Genomic DNA, 6,540 nt, shown 5'->3' on the forward strand with positions numbered 1-6,540 from the left:
ACCGGGGCCTCGTGCGGGGCGGCCAGCACGGCGTCCGGCTCCGGCAGGTCGCGCCACACCCGCAGAAAGCCCGCGAATTCGGCGGCGGCCCCTTCGCCCACGGCCCCGCGCACCAGATCGTATTCCACGGCCTCGTCCGGCCCGGCGGCCAGCATGTCGGACACGTATTCCCATGTGCGCGGCGATGGAAAGGCCCGGTCGGCCACGGCGGGGTCGAAGTCGTGCAGCAGGCGCGGGCGAAAGCGCAGGAAGGCCGTGACCTCGGAACGGATGTTCGCGGACTGCGCCCAGCCCAGCCAGTCGTCGAGATCGGTCTCGAAGTCCAGATGCACCATGCGGTTGGCCAGCGCGGTGGGCATACGGTGGGTTACCGCCCGGTCCTGTTCGCGGTTGCCCGCCGCCACCACGGCCCAGCCGTCGGGCAGGCGGTATTCGCCAAGCTGGCGGTCCAGGATCAGCTGGTAGCAGGCGGCCTGCACCAGCGGCGGCGCGGCGTTCAGCTCATCCAGAAACAGGATGCCCTGCCCGTCATCGGGCAGGAACGAGGGCGGGCACCACCGGGCGCGCCCGGCGACGTCGATGGTGGGCAGGCCGCGCAGGTCCACGGGGTCCAGCAGTACGGCGCGGATGTCGCGCAGGTCCATGCCGAGATCGGCGGCAACCTGCGCCACCACCCGGCTCTTGCCCACGCCCGGCGCGCCCCACAGGAACACGGGACGACGGGTGGCCACCAGTGTGGCAAGGGCGCGGGCGATCTGGGAAGGAATCATGAAGGCTCCAGGGATGAAGGAATGGCGAGAGGAGGCGGCGGCAGATGCTTTCCGACGAAGTCGGACAGCGCCCCGCCGTAAGGCGCGGCGCACCCGGCAAACCCCGCAGCGAGGCGTATTGGACGGACACCATGTGGGGGAAGGCACATGCCGGGCACGCCGCCCTGCCGGGCCACTGCCGCATCCCGCCGCATGACGGAGCAACGCGGAACGACCACGGAGCAGGCGTGACGCCGACGGGGGTTGCGGCCCGCTTGCCTCGTGGTCATGGCGCAGGGGGGCAGCGTCATCGGTGCGGGGCGGGCCACGTCGGCGGAACCCCCTGTGTATTGAAATTGAAAATCGAAGTCAATAAAAGTCGCAACCGTCTTCCCCCGCTGCCGTGGGCGGGCGAATCCTCCTCCCCAAACCCACGCTACGAACCGGCCAATGAACCGGCCAAAACATATTGCATTTTTGTTCGTATCTCCCTATATATTCGGCATATGAAACCGGACAACATACCGGCCACGCTGGCTCCCGTCCTGCCCGAGGGGCAACACCTTGATGAACTGCGCGATCAGGCGCTGGCGGTGGTGCGCGCCTCCGCCCAACTGGACGGCAGCCTGCATCCACTGACGGCGGATACGTTGCGCGAGCGCGTCAAGCTGTTGAACAGCTACCACAGCAACCTGATCGAAGGCAGCAGGACGTCCATCTTCGCCATCGAGGCCGCGTACCAGCAGCGCTTTTCGCCCGACGACCAACGCCGTTACGCGCAGGAACTGGGCCTCGCCCACGTGGAAACGGAGTCGACCCTGCTGCGGCAACTGGCGGAAACACCACGCGACATCTGCTCCACGGACTTCCTGCTGGACATGCACCGCGAATTTTTCAGCCACCTGCCCGAGGCGCACCAGTATGTGCATTCCGGGGGCCGGTTCACCGACATTTCCGTGGCGCCCGGCCAGTTGCGCGACCGCGAAGTGTCCGTGGACGGCGGGGCCAGCATCCACGGCCCGCTGGCCCGCGACCTGCCCGGGTTGATGCACCAGTTTGCCGAAGCATACGCGCCAGACCGCCACCACGGACTGGACAGGCTCATCGCGGCGGCCGCCAGCCACCACAGGCTGACGTGGCTTCACCCCTTCCGTGACGGCAACGGCCGCGTGGTGCGCCTGCTGACCGAACTCTACCTGCGCGCGGCCGGAATCAACGAGAGCGGCGCTTGGTCCTTCTCACGCGGCATCTCCCGCGACCGGGCAGGGTACTTCATCCACCTGAACGCCGCCGACCCGCAACGCGACGGCCGCTTCGGCCTGGTCGACCTGGCGGACTTCTGCGCGTTCGTCCTCGAAACCTGCCTGGACCAGATCAGCTTCATGGCCACCAGCCTTGACGTCCGGAACATCGCCCTGCGCTACCAGACCGTGGTGCATCGGCATCTTGTGGGCACTCCCCAGGCGGCGGGCGTCCTCCGACCGGAGGACGCGGCGCTGGTGGCCCGCCTGCTGGCCCTGGTCTTTGAAACCGGCGAGTTGGAACGCGGCATGGCCACCATGGTGCTCGGCAAAAGCCAGCGCACGGGCCGCCGCGTGCTCAGCCTGCTGCTGCGGACGGGACTGCTTCAGGCAGCCACCCATGTGGCCCCCGTGCGGGTGGCCCTGCCCACCTTTGCCCTTTCCGATCTCTTCCCCCCCCTGTTCCCCGACGCCGTGGTGGGCGGCCCCGCGCTGTAACCGTCCCCATCCCTCCACGCGCGAAAACGGCGGCCCCCTGTGGGGCCGCCGTTCGTGCATCTCTGCCTATTTCCTGGCACCAAGCATGACTCGCGCCGCCCCCTACCACTTGCGCTCATACTTGTTGCGCAGCCAGATGGCCGTGGCGTTCATGCCCAGCAGCAGCACCAGCAGCACCAGGATGCCCGCGGCGGTACGCTCGGAAAAGGCCCGCTGCGAATCCGACGCCCACGTGAATATCTGTGCGGGCAGCACCGTGGCCGCGCTGCTGAAGTTTTCCGGCGCCTCCGGGATGTAGGCCATCATGCCCACGATGAGCAGGGGCGCGGTTTCGCCCATGGCACGGGCCAGGCCGATGATGGTGCCGGTCAGGATGCCCGGCAGCGACAGCGGCAGCACGTGGTGCCACACCACCTGCAACGGCGTTGCCCCAAGGGCCAGCGCCGCCTCGCGGATGGACGGGGGTATGGACCGGATGGCCGCCCGCGTGCTGATGATGATGGCGGGCAGGGTCATCAGCGACAGCGTAAGTCCGCCCACCAGGGCCGACGACCGGGCCACTCCCATGAAATTGATGAAGATGGCCAGCCCCAGCAGCCCGTACAGGATGGACGGGATGGCCGCCAGGTTGTTTATGTTCACCTCGATGACCTGGGTCAGCCGGTTGTCCGGCGCAAATTCCTCCAGGTACACCGCGCACATCACCCCAACGGGAAAGCTGATGGCCAGGGTGATCAGCAACACGTACAGCGAGCCGATGGCCGCCGCGCGAATGCCCGCCAGTTCCGGCAACTTGGAATCGCCCGACTCGAAGAACCCCCAGTTGAAGGCCAGGCGCGCCTTTCCTTCCTGACGCATGGTGTCCACCAGCGCCTGGTGCCTGGGCTTCAGCCGGTTGGGCCGTCCCTTCATGTACTGGTCGGTGTCCGCGCTGGCCAGCACCCATATCTCTTGCGTGGTGCCGATAAGCCTGCTGTTCTCGGCCATCATGGACGGGATGAGCCGGGTGAAGCTGCGCGAGACGATCTGCACCGTATCCGGGTCCATGGCCGCGTAGGGGTTGTCGTGCGCCTCGGTCGTGTAGTTCACGGTCACCAGCAGTTCCCCCTGCTGAAAGGCGGGGTAGCCCTTGCGCCCGATGTCGAACAGAAAGAACACCAGAAACGCCCCGGCCAGAACCAGCGCGGCGATGGCGCACAGGCGAAAGCGCGTTTCCGCCGCGCGCCGCCTGCGCAGCAGCTTCTTTTCGTCAATGCCGAACAACGATGCCATGCTGGTGCCCCCCTACTCGTACTGTTCGCGAAACTTGCGGATGACCACCAGCGACACCACGTTGAGCACCAGCGTCAGCACCAGCAGCACAAGGCCCAGCCCGAAGGCCGAAAGCGTCTGCGGGCTGTCGAAGGCCTGGTCGCCGGTCAGCGAATCCACGATGCTCACGGTAACCGTGGTCATGCTCTTCAGCGGGTTCCACGTCAGGTTGGGCATGAGCCCGGCGGCCATGACCACGATCATGGTTTCGCCCACCGCGCGCGACACGGCCAGCAGCACGGCGGAAACCACGCCCGGCAGGGCCGCGGGCAGCACCACCTTGCGGATGGTCTCGGACGTGGTGGCGCCCAGCGCGTACGAACCTTCGCGCATGGCCTGGGGCACGGCGTTGATCACGTCGTCCGACAGCGAGGAGACAAGGGGAATGATCATCACCCCCATGACCAGGCCGGGTGCGAGGGCATTGGTGTATTCCGCCTCCAGCCCCACCAGTTCGGCCAGGTGCACGATGAACGGGCTGACCGTGATGGCCGCGAAGAACCCGTAGACCACGGTGGGGATGCCCGCCAGGATTTCCAGCGCGGGCTTGGCGATGCGGCGTACGCGCTGGCTGGCGTACTCGGCCATGTACACCGCGGCGAACAGCCCCATGGGCACGGCCACCAGCATGGCCACGGCGGTGATGTAGAAGGTGCCCGCGAACAGCGGCAGCGAGCCGAATTCCGGCGTGGCCACGTTGCCGTCGGCGCGGCCCGTGGAAATCAGGAAGGCCGTTTCCGGGCTCCACTTGGTGCCGGTCAGGAAGTCCCACAGGCTCACCAGCCGGAAGAACTGCATGGCCTCGAACACCACCGAGACCACGATGCCGATGGTGATGAGGATGGAAATGCACGAGGCCCCGATGAGCGCCCAGCGCACCACGCCCTCCACCTGCTGGATGGCGCGGAAATCGCGCCCGATGGCCCGCTGCGACCACACCAGGCCGAACGCGGCCAGGGCCACGCCCCCGCCCGCCAGCACCGGACCGGGCACGGTGGCGATGTGCAGCAGGTGCAGCAGCCCCGCCAGCACGAACAGACCCATGGACGGCAGGGCCACCCACAGGCACGAATACCACCCGTAGTACACGAGCGGCGAATGGAATTCCGTGCCCCGCGCATTGTCGGCCCCCGCCCTGCGGCGGGCTGCCATGTACGCCAGCACCGAAAGCGGCAATATGGCCATCAGGGCCATCTGCAACGCGCTTCCCATGGTCATGTGCGTTCCCGTTGGCCGGGGGGCGCGCACCCCCCGGAAATGGTGAAGGCCGGGGAAGGCGCATCCCTTCCCCGGCACGTGCGGTCTGTTGCTACTTCAGGTCTTCGGCGGTCAGCTTCTTGAAGCCGGTCACGTCCTTGCGCACCTTCTCGCGCTCGGCGGCGGGCAGCGGGATGAGGCCGATGGTCTTCAGGTAACCGGCATCGCCGATCATCTTTTCGGACATGAACAGTTCCACGTATTCCTTCAGGCCCGCGATCTTCCCGATGTGGGCGTCCTTCACGTAGAAGTACAGCGCGCGGGAGATGGGGTACTTGCCCGAGGAAATGTTCTCGAAGGTGGGGGGGTTGCCGCCCACGGTGCAGCCCTTGATGCGGTCCTTGTTCTCGGCCAGGAAGCTGTAGCCGAAGATGCCCACGGCTTCGGTGTCCTTGGTCAGCTTCTGCACGATGAGGTTGTCGTTTTCACCGGCGGGCACGTAGGGACCGTCCTGACGGATCTTCTTGTACGAGGCGGCTTCCTTGCCCAGCACGGCCTTGAAGGTTTCGTCCTTGCCGGTGAACTTTTCGACCACCATTTCCACAAAGGCGTCACGGGTGCCGGAGGTGGCGGGCGGGCCGTAGATGACGATCTTGCGGTCGGGCAGGGCCGGGTTCAGCTGCTTCCAGGTCTTGTAGGGGTTGGGCGCCAGCTTGCCGTCCACGGGCACTTCTTCCAGCACGGCCAGGGCCAGGTCCTTCAGCGAAAGGTCCATGTCGGCGTTGCCGATGTTCTGGGCGATGACGATGCCGTCGAAGCCGATCTTGGCTTCGGTGACGTCGGTGACGCCGTTCTTGATGTTGGTTTCCAGCTCCTCGACCTTCATGCGTCGGGAAGAGTTGGTGATGTCCGGGGTGTCGGGGCCGACGCCCGCGTAGAACAGCTTGTGCCCGCCGCCGGAACCGGTGGATTCGACCACGGGCGACTTGAACTGCTTGTTGGTGGCGCCGAATTCTTCGGCCACGGCGCTGGAGAAGGGATACACGGTGCTGGAACCCACGATGCGGATCTGGTCGCGGGCTTCGGCCACACCGGCCAGCGACAGCACAAGCGCGGCGGCCAGCGCCACTTTCTTGATCGACTTCATTGCAAACCTCCCTGACGGTTCCCGGTTGGGGGTAATTGTGTGCGGTTCAGCGTCAACGCGCCACAAGAAGTATCCAGCGCAGGTTACGGCCTGTTGTGACGACCGTTACAATCCTGTGTCGTACCGCCTTCCTCAGTATCCCATTCCGCAGCATTGGCGCGCTGTCTATGATTCCTCGCCATCGCGGGGGGGCTGCCCCCCGTCATCGCAGGTCATGCCGTCCATGACGTGTTGCAGTTCCCCGGCCAGGCGTGACAGCCCGGCCACGGCATCGGCAGATTCCGTCATGCCCTGCGCGGTTTCGCGGGCGATGGCGTCCACCTCGGCCACGGCGCGGCCCACATCTTCGCCGCCGCGCGCCTGCGCCTCTGCCATGGCGGCGATGGCCCGCACCTCG

General features: G+C 66.5%; 6 protein-coding genes. 1 reads left to right on the plus strand and 5 read right to left on the minus strand.

The window, feature by feature from the left end:
• On the minus strand, positions 1–770 hold a 770-nt coding region (locus FVW20_RS04635), incomplete at its 3' end, for an AAA family ATPase (protein ID WP_196608493.1).
• A 485-nt stretch (positions 771–1,255) separates the two neighbouring features.
• On the opposite strand from FVW20_RS04635, the gene FVW20_RS04640 reads away from it, so the two are divergent.
• On the plus strand, positions 1,256–2,488 hold the full coding sequence (locus FVW20_RS04640) for a Fic family protein (RefSeq protein WP_196608494.1): 1,233 nt from the start codon (positions 1,256–1,258) through the stop codon (positions 2,486–2,488).
• A gap of 102 nt (positions 2,489–2,590) precedes the next feature.
• Here FVW20_RS04640 and pstA read toward each other — a convergent pair whose 3' ends face one another.
• The 4 genes from pstA to FVW20_RS04660 form a co-directional block, all read right to left on the minus strand.
• A complete protein-coding gene (gene pstA / locus FVW20_RS04645) occupies positions 2,591–3,760 on the minus strand; it encodes a phosphate ABC transporter permease PstA (RefSeq protein ID WP_196608495.1) in 1,170 nt (389 codons plus the stop codon).
• Between the two features lie 12 nt (positions 3,761–3,772).
• The gene (gene pstC / locus FVW20_RS04650; protein WP_196608496.1) at positions 3,773–5,017 is read right to left on the minus strand and encodes a phosphate ABC transporter permease subunit PstC; all 1,245 of its coding nucleotides are present in this window, start codon (positions 5,015–5,017) and stop codon (positions 3,773–3,775) included.
• A gap of 91 nt (positions 5,018–5,108) precedes the next feature.
• Entirely contained in the window at positions 5,109–6,143 is a 1,035-nt protein-coding gene (locus FVW20_RS04655) for a substrate-binding domain-containing protein (RefSeq protein WP_196608497.1), read from the minus strand.
• A gap of 165 nt (positions 6,144–6,308) precedes the next feature.
• Positions 6,309–6,540 (minus strand): hypothetical protein (locus FVW20_RS04660; protein ID WP_372434964.1); only part of this gene is annotated, 232 nt, incomplete at its 5' end.

Origin of the sequence: Nitratidesulfovibrio oxamicus, from assembly GCF_015731765.1 — a bacterium.
Lineage (GTDB): Bacteria > Desulfobacterota > Desulfovibrionia > Desulfovibrionales > Desulfovibrionaceae > Cupidesulfovibrio > Cupidesulfovibrio oxamicus.

Excerpts from the sequence above, each read along its gene's own strand:
- pstC (WP_196608496.1), bottom strand. The coding sequence starts at position 5,017 with ATGACCATGGGAAGCGCGTTGCAGATGGCCCTGATGGCCATATTGCCG.
- FVW20_RS04640 (WP_196608494.1), top strand. The coding sequence starts at position 1,256 with ATGAAACCGGACAACATACCGGCCACGCTGGCTCCCGTCCTGCCCGAG.
- pstA (WP_196608495.1), bottom strand. The coding sequence starts at position 3,760 with ATGGCATCGTTGTTCGGCATTGACGAAAAGAAGCTGCTGCGCAGGCGG.
- FVW20_RS04655 (WP_196608497.1), bottom strand. The coding sequence starts at position 6,143 with ATGAAGTCGATCAAGAAAGTGGCGCTGGCCGCCGCGCTTGTGCTGTCG.